Source organism: Pedobacter sp. KBW06 (genome assembly GCF_003852525.1).
Taxonomy (GTDB): domain Bacteria; phylum Bacteroidota; class Bacteroidia; order Sphingobacteriales; family Sphingobacteriaceae; genus Pedobacter.
The window spans coordinates 1689947-1710141 of sequence record NZ_QAJL01000003.1 but is presented as its reverse complement, the minus strand read 5'-3'; the positions used below and the strand labels follow the sequence as shown (position 1 = coordinate 1710141).

The following is a 20195-nucleotide window of genomic DNA, read 5'->3' as shown; positions in this document are numbered from 1 at the left end:
GTCTGTTGTTTCAAGAAAAAGGAAAAAAATAAATGTCGCATGTTTTAATTATAGGGGCTGGGATTGTCGGATTAAGTTCTGCCTATTACCTCCACAAGCAAGGTCATCAGGTCACGGTTTTAGATAAAGGAGAGGTCACTGATAGCTGTTCTTTTGGAAACGCAGGGATGATTGTGCCGAGTCATTTTGTACCCCTTGCTTCGCCGGGAATGGTTCAGCAGGGAATCCGCTGGATGTTCAACAGCAAGAGCCCGTTTTATGTACGGCCATCAGCAGACCTGAGCCTGATCAGTTGGGGACTGAAGTTCCTGAAATCTGCAAATTCCGGACATGTATCCCGTTCAGCAGTGCCTTTAAGAGATTTATCATTACTCAGTAAGCAACTTTTTGAAACCCTTGCCAGGGAACCCGGTTTTGATTTTGAATTGAAAAGCAAAGGGATACTTGCTTTCTATAAAACGGAGCAGGTAGCAGAAGAGGAAGCCCATCTTGCCGGAAAAGCAAAAGAATTAGGTCTGGATATGGGGGTGTTAAATGCTGCGGAATGTCAGCTGCTCCAGCCTGAACTCCGGTTGGATGTGCTTGGCGCAGTGCATTATCGCTGCGACGGACATTTGTATCCGCCAAAGTTAATGGAGGCCTTGGTTCATTACCTGGAGCACAATGGGGTCAATATTGTGCGGCGTTCGGAAGTGAGCAGAATCGAACAAAACGGAACAAAAATAACAAAAGTGTTTACCGGAGATAAAACCTGGGAGGCAGATCATTATGTCCTGGCTTCCGGCTCATGGTCGCCGGCCCTTGCAAAAATGATGGACATCCGTGTGCCACTGATGCCGGGCAAAGGTTATTCTTTTATGGAAAAGGAACCTGAACAACGCATGACAATTCCGGCCTTGCTTTGTGAAGCAAGGGTGGCGATCACGCCGATGAATGGATCGATCAGGTATAGCGGTACAATGGAGCTGGATAAAATTAACAATCGCGTCAATATGCAAAGGGTAAAAGGCATTGTGGAGGCAGTACCGAAGTATTTCAGTAACCTGCATCCGCAGCTTCCTGCTGCCGAAAAGGTCTGGTTTGGATTCAGACCCTCTTCGCCTGATGGTTTACCTTATATCGGACATAGTGAGAAATTGAAAAATTTAGTTGTCGCTACGGGACATGGCATGATGGGATTAAGTTTGGGCCCTGCAACGGGTGCCCTGGTAAGCCAACTCATTTCAGGCCAAAAAACGGAAATAGAAATCAGTGCTTTTTCTCTTTCAAGGTTTTAACGCTTGGCAAATATTAACTAGGTGTAACCGTATTTTAACATGATAATGGTTTTACGTCTTTACTGAATGTTAATATCCGTATATTAACATTCAGTAAACCGACCAGATATGAAAGTATTTCCATTTACGTTGTTTGTACCAGACGATAAAAGTGTCATATCGGAGTACATTTCCCAGCCTTACTTTTACCAGTATCTTCACCGTCATGACGAATGGCAGATTACCTGGGTTCAGAAAGGAGAGGGGACTTTAATTGCGGGGAATAACATGCATTCCTTTTCCTCAGGGGATGTTTTTCTGATAGGAGCGAATCTGCCACATCTTTTTAAGTCGAATCCTGAGTACTTTGCTGGTGATGAAAATAAAAATATCTCTGCCTGTTCTCTTTATTTTAACCCTTCGGGGATCCTGAAAGCCTTATTTGACTTACCGGAGATGAAGCTGCTGAATTCCTTTTTCAAGAACAATAAACATGGTTTTAAAATCCCGCAGCAATGGGCTCAGGAGATTTCTAACCAGATTCTTGAAGTTCATCAGTCATCGGGGACCCATGTTCTGTTTAACCTTGTTCAGTTGCTGAATACACTTCAGGGGATAAATGAGGAGGTGGAAGTTCTTTGTTCCGAGGTTTATTCTTCAGATATTTCTGAAGATGAAGGGATCAGGCTGAGTAATATCATCAATTTTATCATGCGCAATTATAACCGGCAGATCACGCTGGACGACATTGCAAATACCGCTTATATGACTCCACCGGCATTTTGCCGCTATTTTAAACAGCATACCGGACATACCTTTGTTTCCTTTTTGAATGAAGTGAGGGTAAATGATGCCTGCAAAAGTTTACTTGCAGGAACAAAAACCGATGGCATTTCCGGAGTTGCCTACAAGGCCGGATTTAACAGCATTACCAATTTTAACCGCGTGTTTAAGAGCGTGACCGGGCAATCGCCCCGTGCTTATATTGATGCTTATCATGGCCTGAGCCGGGCTAATCTGGCACTTTAGCCTTTGATCTTTTTCCCCAATATTTCTCCCGGAAGTCCGTCTATTTCGGCAATCTGCTCAGATACAAAACCCTGATTGATCAGAATTTTTCTTGAAGCGGCATTTGCAGGATCAATGATGGCGGTAATCTTATGGAGAAAGGGACTGGATTCTGCAAGTGCCATTAAATGCTGTGCGATTTCAGTTCCATAACCTTTACCCCAATATTCGGGCAATAGTAAATAGCCGAGTTCTGCTTCACCGGTCACGGTATCACTCAGGTCCATTTTTCCTAAGCCTATAAATTGATCGGTAGCGGAGTCGAATATTTTGAAACGACCAAAATCAGGATATTTCTCATTCCTTTTGAGGACGTTTTCAAATTCTGCTGTGGCTTCTTCCATGGGAAGCCCCCTTTCAGTAACCATAGCCATTACCTGCTCATTGGAAACGAGCAGGTAATAGTCTGAAAAATCAGTATATGCAGAGAATTTTTTGAGGTAAATTCTGTTTGTCATTAGCCCATAGCTTTATTTAATGCGATAATGGCTCTTTTGAAGTGCTCCGGTGCAATTAAGAACTGGATGTTTACTTTTCTTAGCGCAAAACCCGCACTTTTGATGTTGATTCCATCTTCCGTAAGGGCGTAGGCGCTTTTTGCCAATAAACCCGGCTGATCCATGTTCGTACCCAGCAAACAAACCATCGCCACACTTTCTACGGTCACTTTCTCAAAATCCTCTTCCAGTTTACTGATGAGTTTTTTATTAAAATCACGTGCCCAGATAACGATAGAGATGCTGTTGGCACTTGTTGCTTTAAAGGTATAACTTACATTATAATCGAAAAAGGTCTGCATGATCTGAAGGTCACTTCCTACATTTCCTACCATGGAAGGGTCATACACATCGATCATCATCAGTTTATCCGTTCCTGTGATAACTTCCACACGTTTGTGTTCACATATAAATTCACGGGTAATCAATGTTCCCGGATGTGAAGGCTCAAAGGTGTTTTTAATCCTCAGGTGAATGCCACTTACTTCAAGCGGTTTTGAAGCTTTAGGGTGGATGGCCTCCATACCCACATCCGCCAGTTGATCAGCAATGTCGTAATTGGTATAGCCTACAGGAATACAATTGTCTATGCCTACCAATGCCGGATCGGCCGTGGAAAGGTGATATTCTTTATGAATGATTGCTTCCTGAGGTTTCAGGAACTCCGCAATCTTACTGAAAGTCACTTCAGAATAACCACGGTCAAACTCCCTCATGATCCCTTCCGTACCCTTCGCATAACCGGTTGTAATGCAAATGGTCTGTTCAAAATCAATATTTTTGAAGGCATGTTTGATACGCTGGTCAATCGTAAACGGACGGTGATCACCAAATCCACTCAGGTCAACCAGGCGGGTATTGATGCCCATATTCTGCAGGATATTGGTGAAGTTGAATGCCGAATGGCTTTCTCCGATGGATGCAAGAATTTCACGTGCTGCCTGAAGGATGCCCTCTCTGCTCACATAACCCGAAGCCAGAATATTGGCCAGGTTTTCCAGGTAGGTCTGCGCTTCTTTAACGTGGTTCTCAATAAAACGGTCAGCAACGGCAAGGTCCAGACCCAGGTCCACATATTTTTTATTGATCGTTTTTAATTTAACAATCAGTTCCTTTAAGGGACGATGAAAATCCTGCTGTTTTGCAATACGGTGGTAAACACCCGGAGCCCCGGTTTTCTTGTTCTCCAGCAGCAGATCCGTTACCCCTGAAAATGCAGAGACTACGAATATCCTGTTATATAATTGTTGACCGCTACGCTCAAATAATATGATATTTTTTATGACTTCCTGTAAGGCACTCATCGAAGTGCCGCCTATTTTTTCTACTGTTAACATGTAAGGTTTATAACGACTTAGTTTGAGCCTAAAATTACAGGATTTTTTCCGTTCCCCATAATGATGATCTTGGTATTTGGAGATAAGGCGATCTCTTTTTGTGCCTTTATAGATTCGTACTGGAGTTGTTTATCGCTCAGACCGGTAGACAAAATATGCTGATAATCGGCGATACCCTGTGCTTCCACCCGTTTCCGCTCTGCTTCCTGTTTTTCTTTCTGTAATACGAACTGCATTTTCTGTGCGTCCTGCTCAGCATTGATCTTTGATTCAATCGTTTTGCGGACAGATTCAGGTAAAGTGACATTTCTGATCAGCAGCTGCTCCAGTTTAAGCCCTCTTTTGGCAAAACTATGATTGATGGTAGAAAAGATCTTGTTCTGAAATTCCTGGCGTTTGGTGGAGTACAGGGCAACTGCTTCATAGGACACGGCATTGTCGCGGATGGCCGTTCTTGCGATCGGACGGACCACTTTATCCAGGTAATCCCCACCGATTTCTTTCAAAATTTTTGGTGCATCCTTTGGCTGAACACTGAATAAAACGGAAAGGTCGATCGTGACTTCCAGTCCATCGGAGGTTAAAATCCGGATGGCATCATCACCTGATTTACTGCCTTCATCGTGAATGGCAGACATGGTATAGTTTTGTGTTTTAACGTCAAAAGTAGTGACCTCAACCAGAGGGTTAATAATGTTAAGTCCACTGTAAAGTACATCATTATCTACTTTTCCGTATAAGGTTTTTACGCCTACCTGTCCTGCGTCGACTACCTTGAACATAGAAAGTGCGGCGCCCAGTAAGGTGAGAACGATACCTGCAATACGGATAAGTTTGCTGAATTTTGCAATCTGCTGATCAGTTCTGGCAATAATGAAGCTGATGGTGGTGATCAGCAATCCTAAAATAATAAGAAACATCGTCTGAGGGTTAATTAAGGTTAAAATCCAGGTTTACAGTTACTTTTTTGAATGGTAATCGGGGCACAGAATGATGCGCCGGATGTTGGAGGAGTTTGTAGTTTTCCATCTTTTTGATTTTTATACGCGGAAAGCGGCAAAGGGGATGCCTTAAACTGGGTATAATCAATAAATGCCCCTCAGGGCATCTGAAATGTATTTTTTTTTTTAAGAAGGAAGGGGGATTAGCTGTAGTCTTTCAAAATGGGGTGGTGTTTTTCATTTTGAACCTGTAATTGTTCGTTTCCTGATTCCGAACGGGGGGAGCTGAAATCAGGGTTGCATTTGCTCCGAAACAAAACACCCGGTATGAAATTAGATTCATACCGGGTGTTTTGATAGATATAAGATTTTAACGGGTTTCAATTTCAGGAACACTGATCCAGTGCCATTTCCTCTTCGTAAAACCCGGGTTCAGGTCACCATCGACATTGAACCTTCTCAGGTCAATCAAGCGCGTCCCTCTCCAGGATAGGAAAATACGACGGATGGCAGTAAGCGTGCCTAGATCCGACAACGCGGTTTTGAGGTTTGAGTTACCGCTCGCATCATATTTTTGAATCACGCTGTTAACCAGTGCAGTGGCATCACCCGGAATCAGGCCGCGGATCACAAGCTCTGCCCTGATCAGCTGCATTTCTTCCTCATCAGTGACCATCAAAGGATCTCTTTCTTTATAATAAGTTAATGACCAATGCCCTTTTGCGGCTTTGACTACAGGAATCCGGGTTTGTTCTGCCACTGTTTTCAGCTGAGCTACTAAGGTAGGATCAACTGCGGCATCCCTTACATTGACATTTAATGCCGTAAAAAAGGCATTGCTTGTTGTACCTATAGTATTCAGGAAAGAGAAATTCTCTGTTGGTTTAAAAGACGAATTGATGTGCGATACGGCAAGCGGGAAGTTGCTGGTATGAATGCCAAGCTTAGCCAGCAGGGAATGCAGCAATCTTTTCTCCTGGTCGTTGGCCAGGGGCAAGGCTTCTTCCCAGTAGCGTTGGGCTTTTGCATAAGCATCGGCATGTTTTACCAGCTGATGGTCTGCATAAACGGCCTGATTTGTTTCACTCACGCTAAAATAATCAGCCATGAGCATCCAGGCATAACCAGCATGAAGTTTCGCGTTAAAAGTAGCGGATTGTTTCACCTTGATCTGGTCTGCATCAACAGGGTTCAGCTGTTCTGCAATTTTGATGGCATCTTCTGCACGGGCCCTGTAGTTTTGTACATTAGACCATACGCTAAAAAGAGAAGTGTTGTCCGGAGCAAGTTTATCTTCATCCAGTTCTTTGTAGAAGGGCGAATTTGGGACTGCCGTTGGAACAATTTCATCCACGATAGCACCGGAAGCTACCAATAGGTCTGAAGCAGAGGAAGCACCTGCACGCCATACTCCGGCGATAACAGGTCCGTATACATAATTTCCTTTTTCAATGCGTCCCAGCATCTGAATATTGCTCAGTTGGGATTCATCAACGGTATTGTTGGGCAATTTTGAGTCGTTCACCCACTTGTCGCAGGAAGAAAGGCTGAAAGCAAGGGCAAACATTGCTGCGGTGCTCAAAAGGCTTTTTGTTTTCTTTAACATAAATTATTTATATCAACAGACTGAAGGCAGTCTTTATTAAAATCCAATATTTAAACTAAATGCATAAGTGCGGGGAGCAGGAACGGTGGTCCAGTCTGAAGACAGGTAACCAATGCCTCTGGTTCTTTTACTTCCTCCCTGAGAATCGATCTGAGGTTCAGCTCCACCATAATTGCTGCTGAGCCAAAGGTTATTTCCGGTCACAGAAACTACACAACGTTTCAAAACACCATTACTTTGTTTCTTTGCCCATGAACCCAGGTCGTAAGAAAGGGTTAAATTGCTCAACCTCAGGAAATCTGCTTTCTGAATATAATCACCCCTTGTTCCTTCGTATTTAGACAATTGGGTTGCAGTGGCGATATAATCCGGTGTGCCTGGAGTTTGTGTGGCCAGTTGTTCTTTCAGGCTTTCTTTGGCTTTAAAGTTTGTTCCCTGACTTGCTACGTTACGGTGTGAAATGTTATACACTTTCGCGCCTTTTGAATAGGTAAATAACGATTGCAGACGAAGGTTTTCAAATAACTGAAGACCGAATCCGAATGACCCGTTATAAGTAGGGAAGGGCTTGCCCAATTCTTTTAAAGCACTTTCTTTAGCGCCGGTATATTCCCCTTTTGCATTGAAGAGCGGGCCTTCAGAAACGTTGGAATAAAAGGCAAAAGCAGGCAATCCCTCACGGATCAGGTTCACGGTATTCAGGATATCCCTGCCGCCTGAGTTCACCACTTCGTTGGATTGATGGTTGAAGATGGCGAAGATATCAAGGCTATGTTTTTTATTGCTGCTGGTAAATACACGGCCATTATAAGTGACTTCAATTCCTCTTCCCCTGATCTTTCCAATGTTCTCCGGGTAGTCGCCGCTTAAGCTGGAAGGCCAGCCTAAAGAAGGCAATAGCGTAGTATATACAATGGCGTCACGGGTATGTTGTTCGTAATAGGTAAAGCCAAAGCGCTGACCAAACAGGCTGATGTCGGTTCCCATTTCCAATTCTCCCGTTCTTTCCGGTCTGATGTCAGGATTTCCTTTTCTCAAAGGTCTCACCAGGGTTCCAAAAGAAGAACCTTCTACGAGGTAAGCCGTTTGGGCGTCGTTAGGATAAGGCAGGCGGCCGGATTCTCCGTAAGCTGCCCTGAACTTCCATTCCTCCACTTTACCTTTCAGGAAAGGCATGTCGGCCACATTGTAGGCAACACTAACGGTAGGGTACCAGATGTTGGCCACATTGGCGCCAATCATATTGGAAACATCTCTTCTGAGTCCTGCGTTGATGAACAATTTGTTGTCGTAATTCAGGAAAGCTTCTGCATATAAACCATGGGTACGTTTCTCATAATCCGTATCTGTTACGGTCAGGATCTCCGCTGCTGAAGCGATGTTACTGATGCCCGGTACCGCAAAGTTCTTGACACTGATTCCGTTCACCCGTTCTGTAGCACTGGTCAGCTGGGAAAGTACACTTAAATTTAATTGCCATTTCGGACTGAACACAAAGTTTTTGGACAGTTTAAAGTCCCAGTTCATATTTTGATTACGGCGGGTACTCACTTGTTTTGCTCCCGTGTTGTTTGTGCCTTGAAGATAACCGTAAGGAAGGTAGTTTAAGCCTTCAATGTGGTTTAAGTCCAATCCTACAAGCGTTTCCATCTTGATTTCAAATGGAAGGGTATACCCCAATCTTACACTTCCGGTAAAACGGTCATTGTCGTATTGTTTTTGAATGGCTCTCCAGGTTTCTTCCGAAATAAAAGGCCATGGTGTACGGTCTCTCATTAAGTTCCAGATTGCATCATCACGTCCGGAGGCCGATTGAGGAATGCTGAGCTTTCCTTTCACATAACCCGCAGTAACAGATAATTTGAAACGGTCTTTTACCAGGTCGTAACCCGTACGGAAAGTTTGTCTGTTGTCCTGGTTTCCCGGAACAATACCTGCATTTTTATTGGTATTTGCAGAGAAGAAAATGCTGTTGCTCTGATCCAGCTGTGCAGTTAGATTGGCGTACAATTGTTGCTCTGATCCTTTTCTGAAGAAGTCATTCAAGGGGGCATTGTTGACAAACTGATCGTACTTTTTGGCCAGTTCACTGAAACCGGCAGTATATTTTACATTTACGGCAATTCCTTTTTGTCCGCTTAATCCGCGTTTGGTCTGAATAATGACTACACCATTTGCTGCTTCTGCACCGTAAGAGGCAGCAGCAGCAGGACCTTTGATGACATCGATCGAAGCAATGTCATTTAAAGGCAGGTCGTTTAATGCACTCATCGCCTCCTGTGAAGAGTTGACGTCGGCAGTGTTGCTGTTGTTGTAACGCACACCGTCGATAAAGATCAGCGGATCACGCTCCATGCTGAACGTTGCCGCAGAGCGGATGTCAAAGCGAATGGGCATTCCTACTTTACCGTTGGTATTGAAAACCTGTGCACCACTGATTCTTCCATTTACAATGTCAGCAAGGGAAGATGGGTTACTTGTTGCGGCAACAGCTGCGGCATCAATATGGTCTACGTTCGTTCCAATTGCTTTTTTACTTCTTGAATTTGCCAAACTGGCGGTCACCATCACTTCATTTAAAGCGAGCCCGGATTCAAGATAAATGGCCAGTTGCTGTCCATCTTTGCTCTGGTACTGCTTTTGGTAGGTTTTATAACCGACCATTTTAACGATCATGGTTTCTCCGGATTGAAGCTGGATGCTGAATTGTCCTTTTTCATCGGCCATTACTCCCTTTCCCGGGCGCTCTTTGATGGCAATGCTTGCCCCGATGATGCTCTCTCCTGTATGCTTATCATATATGGTGCCTTTGATCAGCTGCGCATGTGCAGCAGTGCAAAGGAGCATAGTGAGTCCTAAAATGGTAAAAAATCTATTCATATTGTGTATTCTAATTGTTCGCGGAAACGATGGTACCCCTCCTGAGAAAGCCCCGGAGATTTGGATAGCTATTTAGTTTAAGTCTAAATAAGACTAATCGGCCGCAAAGGTAAGAATTCTTATAAAAAAGTCAAGAGATATCTGAAATAGATGGTTCTAAACGAAAAAACCACCTTACAAATACATGTGAGGTGGTTTTTTGGATAACGGGTATAGAATTAATGAATAAGTTCGAGGGTGTTACTGCCTTCCGGTTTATGCAATTGGCAGAAATAAAAGCCCACGACTGCTCTTCCATTCTCTTTGGATTCAGAACGCAATGCGGGTTCACCAATATTGGGATAATCTATGCGCTCAAGGGTCACAAGACGGCCATTTGCATAAAAATTCATTTTATATTTTTCTACAGGCTCCATCACTAGTGTAGGGTCTTTTACCAGTTCCAGGTAGGAGTCCCATTGATTTTGGGTGCCTTCCCGATCCAGAAACAAGGCCTGGGCATAATTCTTTTCTTTTTTATAAACCAGTTTGGCCAGTGCGCCAGCATCTTTATTTTTTACGATGTTGATGTATTGCTGATAAAAGGCGAGTACCTCTTTTTCCAGGACTTTCGGATCTTCCTTTCTAAGGTCTTTGCTTTTCGACCAGGCAGTCAGGTCGTAAGGAACTTTGGCATCAAATGTTCCTTCATAAATGGCAGTGGGTTTTCCTTTTTCAGTAAAAGCCTTGCCATTTTCACCGATTTCAAGAATAGTGAAAGGCTCCACCACGGTTTTTACCCCTTCTCCTTCATATTTTAAACCTTCGATGGTGATTTTCGCAAGCACATTTTCAGATAAGGCAGTCAGTGGCTGGCTGTTTTTAAAACCAGGGTATAAGATGAGTTTAAAGTGTTGTTTTCCGCTTTTCAGGATCATGTCGTTAATAGGGGCACTGGTGTTAAAAGTACCGCCTGCTTCTTCAAAATTCTGAGCTACCGGAACATCATTGATCAATAAAACGAAATTGGAAGCACCCACCTGAATACCGGCACGGTAGCTGATTTTTTGATCTTTAAACTTTACTTCTTTGTATAAATCCGGAATTAAATTATCGTTCATTTTTTTCTTTTCTTGTGCACAGGATGCCAGTGAGCAGCCAATTAATAAATACAGAATTGTTTTTTTCATTTTATGGTTATTGAGTTGATTCGATCATATTCCCAGGTATAATCTACCCAGTTCCTTTTCATCCTGCTTATCAATCGCCTGGTATTTAATTGATTTTTCCAGGTTAACTTTTCCGGCAGAAGAGGTTTCTGTAGGCTTTTTTGCTTCTTCGGCGGAAGGAGGAGCAGCACCTGCCGGAGGAGGAGGTACGGGGTCTTTGTACTTTTTCCCACTTACCTGTCCACTGATCTTGGCTTTACCTACGACTTCCAGTCCGGCGAAGTTACCATAATACTGGGTATAAAATCCCTTGTCGTCATAGCCAACAGTTCCCCTTCCGGAGAACTTTGCTTTGGCTTCCAGACTGGCTTCCACGCTTCCCTGAACCTGTACGAGTACATAATCTTTTCTGACTTCAATTTTAATCTGTACAAGAAGGGTAAACTCAAGGTCGCCGTTAATGGTCGCCAGAGGCTTTGCGTTATTGGCTTGGTCTACCTTGTTAAACGAGTTTTCCTTCGTTACGGTATTAAAGAAACCTTCCAGTTTTCCACCGATGGTTCCTTTTGCACGAAGCTCACAAACAATTTTACTGCCATCTCCGATGAGTTTCATGCTCAGGTCGACTGCCGCGATTACGGCCAGTGCGATCGGGTGTGCCCTTTGGATCAATGCCAGGAAGTCCAGATAAGCAGACAGTCCGATCAATGGTTTGGCTTCAACGCTGCCACTTAGTAAAATACCGGTTTGATTGCGAAGGTCCTGTCGTTGTTTTGCATTGGTGTTTACCCTGCACCAGCTGAAGGATAAGGCGATCTCCGGCCATTCTACATCAAAACCTACAACCGACCTCTTGAGGTCTGAGACACTATTGAAAAGGTCTTTCTGTTCGGACCTCGCATCTTTGTATTCGTCACTGTTTTTATCGGCAGAATTTGCCTTTACTTTGTCTTTGCTATCCTCCACCTGCTGTTTCAGGCGAAGCAGATCTGCTCTTTTCTGAGCGGCTTCGTCCTGCTCGGTGCCAAACTTCTTTCTGGCCTCTTTTAACCTTTCCCTGGCTGCAGCATCCGGCTGGGTATGTTCTGAAGTGTTGCTGTTTTGCTCTCCATTGAAAATGCTTTTGACCATGTCAGCAATCTCTGTAAAGGTCTTTATCTTTTTTAAGATGTTGTCTTTCAGGTCTTCAGCAAGGTCTAGTTTCTCTCCGTCATCCCATTTGGCATGCAGTGCAAGTGTAATTTCCCATTCCAGTCCGAGTTTAAATTTAATTGGAGGAGTAGGAGGGGCAGGTAAGGGGCTATAGGTTGCTTTCTTTTTAGACCTGCTGGATTTAAACTCCAGTGCAATTTCCCAGGAAACATCAGGATAAGTGAATATTTTTATTTCCCGCTGATGCCGGCAGGTTCTGGCCAGCACCACGTAAGGTTCGATGAGCACATTTTTGCCGATCCAGAAATACCTGAAAATCCAGTGTATGGCTAAACCTGCCAGGTTCAACTGCTGCTTGTTGTAAATGTATCTGGCATTGAATTCGAATAAAGCATCCGTGCTGGTCAGGATTTCCAGCGCATTCTCGCCCGTTGTTGAGGCATGTTCTTCTGTCTTCCCTAAACCAAAGCCTTCAAACCCATGTTTCCACGTAGAACTCCATTTGCTTTTTTCCACAACAGCCCCTGGTTTACTCTTACCAATGGAACTTTCAGGATAGCCAACCATTCTCATGACATTTCCTTTATGTTTTTGCCCCTGAGGCTGAGAACAATCACTTTCCAGCGTTTCCAGGTTGTCGAGCCTGATGCTGATTTTCTTGGCATTTTTGGTTTCCCCTACCACCACTTCAAACTCTCTCATGTTCCGGTAAGTGCCGTTTTGTTCGTAGAGAATAACATCTTTTACGATGTCCTTTTGACTCACTTCATCTTTCTCAGGGATCAATAAAGTGATTCCTGTATATTTACAGGCATGGTAAGTGCCGATCTCCGTAGGGATATAGTCTACCACAACGGGGTTATTGCCGGAAAAGGTTAAGGCAGATTCTTCTTTCGCCACTCCCTGAACATTGATAAAGGCGTCTGTAAATTCCTCTTCTTTGGCCCGGCCTATTCCTCTCACTTTAGGATAAATTTGCAAACGACTTCCACCATTAATCAGCCATCCTTCTTCAAGGTAGACATCTATTACCGTTTTCTGGACATGGTATTTACTCGTATCGGTCAGTACCTTGGGCTTTGAAGCATCTCTCTGGGCAAGGGTAGAGGCAACCCTTAATTTGGATTTCTCTTCATCAGGCAACATTTGATGAACCCTGACTTCAGTAGTGAAAAATGCGACCGGTGCACCATACTGGGATTTCTGGTCAATGATCAACATATCGTTGGGATCGAAAGTATCATGGTCCATCAGGGTGATCTGCAGGTCATGACCGTACATGGCCTGTGTATAAACATGGAGCTGTACACTCTGGTTGATTTTTTTTAAGGAACCATTGATGATCCTGCCATCGTTATTCTTGCTGTATTCCCGCCATACTGCGGAAAGGATTTTAGGCTCCCCTTTGGCGGAGATAAAATAGCCGTTGGGTGCTTTATTTGTAGGTTCGGTTCCAGGAACAAAAGGCTCTAGCCAGACCAGCCCCCCGCCTTCCATGACCTTAGGGAAATTGATCTGTAATTTAGGGCCAAATAATTTGGCGTTCCTATCGATACTTTGAAAGCTTGATTTACCACCAAGACTGCTCCAGATCCAATCCATTTCAGGAACCGGTTCAACCGGAGGTTTTTCAGGTGTTCCAGGTTTTTTTTTCTTACCCTTGATCCGGTTGGCGGTAATCACTATAGGACCCGGCTCTTCTTCTCCGGTAGTCGTTACCTCCACATTAAAATCGCCGGCAGCGTAAAGTGTGAGTTGATTCGTTGCACGGTTCACTACTCCTTTGGTAGGACTAACGTTTATCTTTACTTCTTTAATTATACGCATATCTATAGGTTATCCGCTGCTGCCGGAAGGTCAAATCGGAAAAGTTTATCGGCTATCTTCGTTACGTTCATCAGTGGGTTCAGGTAACTGGAACTATCCTCCTCTGCTTTTTTTGTATTCTGACTGGAAACTGCAGCAGTTTGTCCGTGAAAAGTGAACTCCACACAGGGTGCCCCGGCAACTGCACAGGTTCCTTTGCTGTTTTCGAGCAACAGTTTTCCACCGTTGTCGAGCACCACGTTCTCGTAAAATTTTAACCAGGCCGTAATCGCCGGACTACATTTTGCATTGTTCATTAACTTGCAGCTGCCAAAAGTTTTTGCCTTAAAGGGTTGCCCGAGGTCCATGGTGTTACCCAGTGGCTTCTCGGAGCCCTGTTCGTCGTTGATATAATGTTTTTTCTGCGAAAGGACCATGAGCTGATCCGGTGTAGAACCGAATTTACATTCGCAAATGGCGCCCTGACATACTAAATGTTTCTCACTCATAGTGCTCTGAATTATTTAATCAAGAAATGAAAAAAAGCTTCTGCGCTTTTTTTCTACTTTCTTTTCTTCTTCTTCTTCTTCTTTGTTGTCTTGTAACGCTGCTGTTCCCGCTTCATCTTTTTCCCTTAAGTGATATACCTGTACCTGAATGGCCCTTAAGGTTCCTTTTGTAAAGAGGTCGAAACTTCCGGTGATCGAATTGATCGTATGGTCTTTACGGTACAGAGAGTAACGCAGGTTTACCTCACCTTTACCAGGATCAATCTGGTCCCGTTCATCGGTACAGTGCCCTTTTTGTGAGAGCTGAATAGTTCCGTTATCTGTTGGACTCCCGTCTGTTTCCTGTTTGATTTCGTATTTTACCGCCCTCGTGTAAGGAAGCCCGGGAATCGAGATTTCGAAAGTTTCAAGGCCGATCTTATGACTGATGGCAATGGCTTTAGAAAAATAAAGTGCCACAAACTGATCCTCAAATACGGAATTCACCAGGTGGTGATCACTGCCCAGGGCAAGGTCCATATAGGTGAAAATTTCTTCTGCTTTTTCCCCCTTGTAATACTGTTGTAGTTTCGGCTTTTTCTCTTCCCACCTTTCCCGTATCGCCTTTTTATTGTTGATGCCAAGAAACTCACCATGGCTGCTGGTGATGACCTCCAGTGGATATAATATGGCACCACAGGCAGCCGTGAACTGGTCAATTGTATTCTCGGGCATCTGATTATTGATAAAAACGTCCTTTTTATCCATTTCTATCAAAAGATATTGGTCCTGAAGCTTTCCCAGGTATTTTATGACAACCTCGAAATGAACATGCAGTTTTTTTTCTCCGTTTGCCAGATCAAAAATTACCCCATAGGTTCGCTTTAAGCCTGTAGGGTTATAGAAAAGTGGGGAGGTGCTGGTTAGATCTACCTTTTGCATTGTTTTTTGGCAGGTTAAAAGAGTTTATTTTTCTCCACACTTTTGGAAACTACAGATTTCCCCGAATAAAGGGTCAGGTTTTCAACTTTACTGTTGATGTTGACATGGTCTGCGGTTTTTTCTACTTTCTTAGCGGTGATTTTATAATCATTCGTTGCCCGTTCTGTAATGTTTTCTGCAAGTAAGGTAGATTGTTTTGCCACACTGATCTTATGGTTCTGACTCACCTGGGTATTCATGTCTTTCATCACATTGACCTGCATGTTTTCCTCCACATTGATCTGCATGTTCTTTGCATTAAAGGTCATCGTTTCCAAAGCAGTAATGGTAATATTATTGCCCTTGGTATCGATGAGAATGCTGTTTTTGTGATGATCAGTGATTTTAATCCCCTGGGTTCCTTCTTCATCATCAAATTCAATGAGGTGGCCACTTCTTGTCGAGATTTGCTTAAGGTGATTCTTCTCATATCCTCCGGCACCTGTTTTTCCATGGAAGATACTGCCGAGTACAAAAGGACGGTTCGGATCATTATAACGGAAACCAAGAATGACCTGGTCACCGATTTCCGGAACAAAGACATAGCCCCTGTTTTGAGTGACGAGATTACTGCTTCCTGCATCGGGGGTCAATACCCTGATCCAGTCTGTGGTTTCATTGTGTTTTTGCCAAAGCATCTGTACTTTAACCCTGCCCTGATTGCTGGGATCCTTGTTGTCTTTCACGGTCGCCACCTGCGACTCTGCCTGTGGACTATGGACATTATCTGCCGGCACCACACTCACATCGGCTGGGATTCCTTTAAAGGTATTGCTATATCTTCCCAAGCCATCAATCTGATGGGTGATTTCTGTAATGAGGTATTTGTCGAGCGCTTCTTTTTTAAAGCTATCCAATCCATCCCTCAGGGAAACATTGATGTCGGCAACCGAACCGATGGCCAATGCCGAATTGGTGCTTTCCCCGGTCACATCTGTTAAATTTGCGGCCTGCCCGGCCTGATGGTCCCGGATAAACCTGGAAAGCTGGCTTTTATTGGCTGGTCTTGGTTTTACAGGAATATTTCCTTTTGAAGGGAAGATATCCATAGATCCGGAAACTGCGGTTCCCACATAGTGGTTGCTGATGTTTACCGAAGATCCGGTATGCTCGTCGAGCATGTTGTCTTCTTCAGACTGGTAGCTATAGTAGGAGAACTGCAATGGAATTACGCGTAGGGAAGAGTTTAAATAGGACAGGTTCTGGCCCAGAACGAGGTGTACACTCTTTAAGTCACGGGGTTTGCCAAAACAAATGTCCACGCCGTTGTTATAGAACCATTGGCCATATTCTGAAGACAAACGGTTTATAAAATCAAAATTGCTTTCTTTGAACTGCGTTTGATATAGAATCTGATCTTTGAAACTATTGTTGATGATCATACTGGAGAAGCCGGACAATTCAGGGTCGGCAATTTTCTGAACGATCTCCTCTAAGGTCATTGCGCTGAAAGAACGGATCTGTTTTACTGAGTCTAAAAGGATGGTTGTAGAATATCCTCTTACCACAATATTTGACCTTAAGCCATGATTCTGGGAAAGACCAATTTCGCAAATGATCCCTTTGAAATTGTTGGCACCCTGATCAAAACTGGCCGTCAGGATCGTTCCCACCCATTTCTGTGCCTGGTCAAGCTTATGTGTCCCGCTTTGTTCCACAACATCATAATTGATGACTAACTCGAACTCATGGTGTTTATTGAATTTCTGAATTAGTTTAAAAGAACTGATGTGCAGAATTTCTGTTCCATTAATTTCTATTTCTATAGTGGTTCTTTTTTCCATAAGTTTTAATTGTAATAGGGTTCATGCTATCGTGTATGTTTAAATGGTCTCTTTCCCTAAAATTGCGGACAGTTCTTTGCCTGTGCTTTTTCGGGGAATTAAATTTTAGAAGATTAATGTTTTATAAATCAGTCCGCTGAGCAGGACTTCGGTACTATGGAAAATAGTTCAAAATGCTTGATTCTATAGGAAGAGGCTTCCTGCACTATGAAATTTGGAAGAATTTTATAATTCTTATTTGAAAAAATTGGTCTTACTATGAAAGCCATAAACCTTGTTATTAAATAAATTATCATTCGGTATGGCTCTGTTGATACAAAAATGTTGCCAGTTTGAATGTATTATTGACTTAATCCCGGGGATTTTGTTTGGCTTGCGAATGAATGGCGCTGAGAAACAAGATTATTACAAAAAAGCAGAAATGAAAATGATTCACTCCTGCTTTTAGATTGATTTGCTGATTTTTACAATGTTATTGCGCTTCCAGAATCCATTGTTGATTTGGAGATCCTGATGCACCATTGATGGAGTAGAGTGTAATTTTAGTGCCGGAAGTACTGCTGCTCCCCGGATTGTCCAGTACATAGTGACTCGACATGTTACTTTGGATCACATATTGATTGCTGCCTGCAGAAACGAGGTTCCATTGCTGGTTAACTGCATTGCTGATGGTGTACTGAATCACATTTGCCCCTATGGTTTGTGTGCCTCCTGAAATATCGATGGCCTTGTTGCTGTTTGCGTTGACGATCACATAGGCTGTTCCCTGCGCGGTAAATTTCCATTTCTGACCATTTCCGGTACTGCTGGTTGCCTGAACAAGAAAAGCACTATTGGCGGTACTGTTGTTTTCCAGTGCCAGGTAGAGTCCGCTGGAGGCGTTCTTTATTTTATACCAGGTTGTTCCGGAAATACCTGAAGTTACAGGAATGGTGATGGGACTGGAGCTTTGGTTAAAGATATCTGTGACCGTAATTCTTACTGAATAGGTTCCGGTTCCCAATGTACTGGAAATGCTGGCCGATCTCTTTTGAGGCAATACCTCGTTAACGGTACTGACCACTCCGCCTGCAGGGTTCAGCAATTCCACCTTTGAAGAGAACTGAGGACTTTTAGTCGGATTGTTTATCCAGTTTACGGTAACGGTGTTTCCGCTGCTTGTGGCGGTGGCAGACTGGACCTCTGCGATGGTCAGCAGGGGTGCAGTGCCCTGATTGGTTTGATCAGGAAGTGCCAGTGTACGCCCTGTTCCAAAACCTGCACTGGGTTGAACGGTACCGCCATGTTCCATGAAATAGGCATCCTCAGTAACATCATATCCGGAATTAAAAGCCCGGTCATAAATGCCGTTCCGGCCCTGATCGCCATCATTGGCGCTGAAACTTCTGCTGCTGTGTTTTTGCCAGCTATTGGCGGTATTCAGGTTCCAGCAATCTTTAAAGAATGCCTTTCGGATAAAACGGCCATCGTAGGCGGCATTGCTGCCTGTCCAGTTTTCCAGAAAGGCATCATTACCCGATCCCAGGAAAGTAGTCCGTTCAGGAACAGCCAGTGTGGAGGTATGGAACCAGTTTCCGGTAGTCATGTTCTGAATAAAGGTGCCGATGTACAGTTTCCCATTCAGTTTCCAGGCCCGGAGGGCAATGTTGTACCAGGTATTGAGGGCCCATTGGTAGGGATTGATGGTTTTATAGCCATCTCCCTCTCCACCAAATCTGCTGCTGATGGTTCCCGGAGCGGTGTAGGCGACTTCTGAAAAGATGCCTCCCGCAGTATTGGGATCCCATAAAGAGGAGATCAGGATGTTGGGCGTTCCAAAAGAATTGTCTGGCGTTTGCTGCAGGCCTGCATAGCCGCCTGAATAATTGTGTACAGAGAAATATTCCGCGTTGGCCGAAGCGGTAATTTTTATCTTGTGTAATTTAACAATCGCATCCGAAGGAAAGTTAAAGTAGATGTGCTCGGAGGGAGCGGCATTTTCTGTGCCTGCCAGGGCAGCATTTGCCGCGCTGAGTTCAGCACGTTGTTTCGCCGGGTTTTCGGGAACCAGGGATTTGTGACAGGCAGAAAGTGCAGCACAGAGCAAGAGCATGGCCATTACAGGCCAGGAAAAAAATCGGGTTGATTTCATGTCTTTGTTGGTTAAGGGTTTAGGTTATATTGAAGTTCCCTAAAAAGCATGGTAATGTGAGGTTCTTCCTTTACGCAAACGATTGTGTAGCTCGAAACCACTGAATTTAGCCGCTGAGCGGATAAGCGGAGGATTTTAAATGCCATAAAATGAGTGCTTTATGACTTTGACTGACAGTTGTCTGTTTGGTTTTTCTTTTTGTGTTTTAAAAAAGCGGCCTGAGGATAGTTTCTGTGGTTTTTTGCAGTCAATGATCTATAATGCAAACGTTTGTGTGGAGCTTGGGGGCAGGCCTGTTTTGTCGGAAATATTTTTAAAACTCATTTGTTTTAGACAGCACAATAAAAAGGTAATCGCCCATGCGGTCATCAAACCTGTCCCTGACAATATTGATCTTTTGCGATTTGAGATCCCGCTCCAGCAATTCCAGTCCGGAGGAAATTTCATCGGCCTGGGCCAGATCTGAAAAAGAGGAGATCCCTTTTCTGATTTCCGGGTCGAGGTACATTTCCGGTTTTCGCTTTCCTGCATAGAGGAAGAGGTCTTCAAGATCAGTGGCGACGAAGTATTTTTCTGTTTTAGTAATTTCAAAACCTGCATCGGTACCGTATTCCCAGATCTTTGAAAAAGAGGGCATCTGGTTCATCGCAGCGCTCATCATCTTTGGAAAATAATGATGCAGCCAGTAATTGCGCATCTGCTCGGAAGTGGAGGTAAATATGACGAGGTCTGAGCCCGGTTTAAGGACCCTGTACAGCTCCTTTAAAGCTTTGGCCAGATCAATCCAATGGTGGATAGTTAAGGTTGCAATAGCGCCATCAAACGTAGCATCAGGAAAATCTATATGTTCTGCATAGCCTTTTTTCCAGACAACGGAGCTGCCATTTTCTGCTGCAATTTTCAGCATTTGATCCGAAGGGTCCGTTCCATACATCTGTAAACCGCTTGCAGAGAGTTCCAGGGTATAGTTTCCGGTTCCACAGCCTACATCAAGGATTTTATCGTCTTTTTTATTGCCGGTCAGGGCAGAAAGGCGTTTGGTGATCAGGGGATCTGCAGTTCTGGTGCTATTGTAGGTTTGTCCGGTTTGATGGTATAAATCCATAGGTTAAGCTCAGGT

The 20195-nt window shown here is 43.9% G+C and carries 14 protein-coding genes; 2 read left to right on the top strand and 12 right to left on the bottom strand.

Annotation, left to right across the window (positions count from 1 at the left end):
• Positions 1-32: 32 nt before the first annotated feature.
• Both DBR43_RS21850 and DBR43_RS21845 read left to right on the top strand, forming a co-directional pair.
• Positions 33-1277, top strand: coding sequence for an NAD(P)/FAD-dependent oxidoreductase (locus tag DBR43_RS21850; protein ID WP_124584670.1), 1245 nt, complete (start codon positions 33-35; stop codon positions 1275-1277).
• Between the two features lie 108 nt (positions 1278-1385).
• Complete coding sequence (locus tag DBR43_RS21845; RefSeq protein WP_124584669.1) at positions 1386-2285, top strand: AraC family transcriptional regulator; 900 nt, start codon at positions 1386-1388, stop codon at positions 2283-2285.
• Here DBR43_RS21845 and DBR43_RS21840 read toward each other — a convergent pair.
• The 12 genes from DBR43_RS21840 to DBR43_RS21785 form a co-directional block, all read right to left on the bottom strand.
• Positions 2282-2782 carry a GNAT family N-acetyltransferase gene (locus DBR43_RS21840; protein WP_124584667.1) on the bottom strand — a complete coding sequence of 167 codons (501 nt, stop codon included), beginning with the start codon at positions 2780-2782 and terminating at the stop codon, positions 2282-2284. The genes DBR43_RS21845 and DBR43_RS21840 overlap by 4 nt on opposite strands.
• Positions 2782-4158 carry an aspartate kinase gene (locus tag DBR43_RS21835; RefSeq protein ID WP_124584664.1) on the bottom strand — a complete coding sequence of 459 codons (1377 nt, stop codon included), beginning with the start codon at positions 4156-4158 and terminating at the stop codon, positions 2782-2784. Before DBR43_RS21835 ends, DBR43_RS21840 begins: the two co-directional genes overlap by 1 nt.
• Before the next feature lie 17 nt (positions 4159-4175).
• Complete coding sequence (locus tag DBR43_RS21830; RefSeq protein ID WP_124584663.1) at positions 4176-5078, bottom strand: prohibitin family protein; 903 nt, start codon at positions 5076-5078, stop codon at positions 4176-4178.
• A gap of 391 nt (positions 5079-5469) precedes the next feature.
• A complete protein-coding gene (locus tag DBR43_RS21825) occupies positions 5470-6705 on the bottom strand; it encodes a hypothetical protein (RefSeq protein WP_124584661.1) in 1236 nt (411 codons plus the stop codon).
• A 36-nt stretch (positions 6706-6741) separates the two neighbouring features.
• Complete coding sequence (locus tag DBR43_RS21820; protein ID WP_199757102.1) at positions 6742-9585, bottom strand: TonB-dependent receptor domain-containing protein; 2844 nt, start codon at positions 9583-9585, stop codon at positions 6742-6744.
• 218 nt (positions 9586-9803) lie between these two features.
• Complete coding sequence (locus tag DBR43_RS21815) at positions 9804-10685, bottom strand: hypothetical protein (RefSeq protein ID WP_124584659.1); 882 nt, start codon at positions 10683-10685, stop codon at positions 9804-9806.
• 93 nt (positions 10686-10778) lie between these two features.
• Entirely contained in the window at positions 10779-13712 is a 2934-nt protein-coding gene (locus DBR43_RS21810; RefSeq protein WP_124584657.1) for a hypothetical protein, read from the bottom strand.
• Between the two features lie 2 nt (positions 13713-13714).
• Entirely contained in the window at positions 13715-14200 is a 486-nt protein-coding gene (locus tag DBR43_RS21805; protein ID WP_124584655.1) for a DUF4280 domain-containing protein, read from the bottom strand.
• A 15-nt stretch (positions 14201-14215) separates the two neighbouring features.
• On the bottom strand, positions 14216-15121 hold the full coding sequence (locus tag DBR43_RS21800) for a hypothetical protein (RefSeq protein WP_124584653.1): 906 nt from the start codon (positions 15119-15121) through the stop codon (positions 14216-14218).
• A gap of 14 nt (positions 15122-15135) precedes the next feature.
• A complete protein-coding gene (locus tag DBR43_RS21795) occupies positions 15136-16944 on the bottom strand; it encodes a type VI secretion system Vgr family protein (protein ID WP_124584651.1) in 1809 nt (602 codons plus the stop codon).
• Between the two features lie 472 nt (positions 16945-17416).
• On the bottom strand, positions 17417-19075 hold the full coding sequence (locus DBR43_RS21790) for a DUF3472 domain-containing protein (RefSeq protein WP_124584649.1): 1659 nt from the start codon (positions 19073-19075) through the stop codon (positions 17417-17419).
• A gap of 313 nt (positions 19076-19388) precedes the next feature.
• Entirely contained in the window at positions 19389-20180 is a 792-nt protein-coding gene (locus DBR43_RS21785) for a class I SAM-dependent methyltransferase (protein WP_124584647.1), read from the bottom strand.
• Positions 20181-20195 lie beyond the last annotated feature (15 nt).